A 2,312-nucleotide genomic window follows, 5' to 3' on the forward strand; every position below is an offset into this window, starting at 1 on the left:
TGTCGGGGTACACGTGAACGTCCCCAGCCTCGTACGGATGAAAAGGGACAGTTGCTGATGCGGTGAGACATGCTGCTCGGCACTCTGATGCTTGGTCGATTCGGGCGGCGGAGGGGGCTGGCAGTGGTCTTGGATCCGCAGCGTTGGCTGGAGCTCCGGCGCTTTCGGGGCCTGCTGGAGTCCGGGGCGATGAGCCTGTCGGAGATCGCCAGGGAGACCGGGCTGGACCGCAAAACGGTCCGTAAGTACCTGTCGGCGCCGGGTCCGGCGACGCCTCCGCGGCGGTCGCCGAGTGGGCGGTCGCGGGCGAGGGTGATCGACGAGTTCGGGCCATTGATCGACTCGATGCTTCGGGCCGAGGTCCTGATGAAGGCCGCGGTCATTCATGAGCGGTTGGCCCAGGAGTACGGCTTCACTGGCAACTACCAGCGAGTCAAGCTCTACGTCCAGACCTCCCGGCCCAGAATCGCCGAGGAACTCGGCATCACGCCCAAGGAACTGGCGGGGATGCACCGCCGGTTCGAGGTGATTCCGGGGGCCCAGGCCCAGGTTGACTGGGGTGATGAGGGCAAGATCCTCGCTCACATGGGCATCGCGAAGGTCTACTCCTTCCATATGACGTTGTCGTATTCGCGGGACCCGTTCTGCTGCTTCACCACGAGCCAGGACCTGCAGACCTTCTTCGACTGCCACCGCCGGGCCTTCGCCCACTTCGGCGGGGCTCCGATGACGATCGTCTACGACCGGACCAAGACCGTCGTCCGCCGCCACGTTGCTCCTGGTGAGGCGGTCCCGCTGCATCCGGAAGCGGTCGGCTTCGCCGGCCACTACGACTTCGACATCGACGTGCTGGCCGCCTACCGGCCGCAGGGCAAGGGCCGGGTCGAGCGGCAAGTTCTGATCGTCCGCGATCACGTTCTGTCCGGCCGGTCGTTCTCCTCCGTCGAGGAGATGGACGCCGCGTTCACCGCGTGGGTGCCGCTGCGGCGGGCCCAGATCCACAAGACGCACCGGGAGGTCATCGCGGAGCGGGCGGCGAGAGATCACGCGGCGCTCAAGCCGCTGCCGTCGGTTCCGTACTTGGTGGCCGAGCGGCAGCTGCGGCACGTCGGCAAGGACTGCCTGGTCGCCTTCGACGGGAACCTCTACTCCGTGCCGGCCCGGCGAGTCCGTGCTCGTCAGCTGGTCGAGGTCCGAGCCACGAAGTCCCAGGTCATGCTGCATGGCACCCTTGCTGACATCCATGGCAGCACGCTGCTTGCCGCCCACCCCCGGGCGATCGGCCGCGGTGCCCGTGTCGTCGATGAGTCGCACTGGGACGGTCTGCCCACCGGTAAGAACCGTCGGACCACCACCGGCGACATCCCCATCCAGCCTCGGCAAGAGCGGCCGCGGGGCGAGGAGACCGGCCCGCTGCAGGCCCTGCTGAACCGGGCCGCGGCCACCCGGATCGAGGTCGGGCGCCGACCGTTGTCGGTCTATGACGAGCTGACTGGCACCCGTCCCTTCACCACCCATCGAGCGACGAAGGAATCCTCTTGAGCGAGCTGACCGGCAACCGTATCCGCACCACGGCCGGCAAGCTCGGCCTGCCCCACCTCGCGGAAACCATCAACGAGTTCACCCGCCGGGCGGACGAGGCGAAGATGGGCTATCTCGACTTCCTCGACCTGGTCCTCTCCGAGGAGCTGGCTGTCCGCGACGACCGCCGGTTCCGGCAGGGTCTGCGACTCTCCCGGCTGCCGCACCACAAGACGCTCGATGAGTACGACTTCTCGTTCCAGCCCGACCTCGACCCGCGCAAGGTCAAGGACCTCGCCACGCTCTCGTTCGTCGAGGCCAAGGCCAACGCGGCTCTCCTGGGCCCGCCGGGGGTGGGTAAAACACACATCGCCGTCGCTCTCGCGGTCGCGGCTTGCCGGGCCGGCTACTCGGTCTACTTCACCAGCCTCGACGACATGGTCCGCAACCTCAAAGCCGCCGAAGCCGCCGGCCGCCTGGCCAACAAGCTCGGCACCTACCTACGGCCGGGTGTCCTCGTAGTCGACGAGGTGGGCTACGAGATCCTCGAACGCGGAGAAGCCAACCTGGTCTTCCAGGTCATCTCCAAGCGGTATGAAAAGGGCTCGATCATCCTGACCTCGAACAAGACCTTCAGCGAATGGGGACAGGTGTTCGGTGACGAGGTCCTGGCCACCGCCATCCTCGACCGCCTCCTGCACCATTGCGACGTGATCTCCATCAACGGCCCCAGCTACCGGCTCAAGAACCGACTCAAGGCCATCGAGCGGGACACAGACGTGGCCTGACAG

Annotated in this window: 2 protein-coding genes; both read left to right on the forward strand. The window is 66.7% G+C overall.

Going from position 1 to position 2,312, the window contains the following annotated elements; all coding sequences use genetic code 11:
• Positions 1 to 189 precede the first annotated feature (189 nt).
• Positions 190 to 1,542, forward strand: coding sequence for an IS21 family transposase (gene istA, locus O3W51_RS47790; protein ID WP_438817445.1), 1,353 nt, complete (start codon positions 190 to 192; stop codon positions 1,540 to 1,542).
• Positions 1,539 to 2,309, forward strand: a complete 771-nt coding sequence (gene istB, locus O3W51_RS47795) for an IS21-like element helper ATPase IstB (protein WP_138359593.1) — start codon at positions 1,539 to 1,541, stop codon at positions 2,307 to 2,309. The genes istA and istB overlap by 4 nt, the downstream gene beginning before the upstream one ends.
• Positions 2,310 to 2,312 lie beyond the last annotated feature (3 nt).

The organism is Streptomyces sp. H39-C1 (assembly GCF_027158125.1).
GTDB classification, from domain to species: Bacteria; Actinomycetota; Actinomycetes; order Streptomycetales; family Streptomycetaceae; genus Actinacidiphila; species Actinacidiphila fildesensis.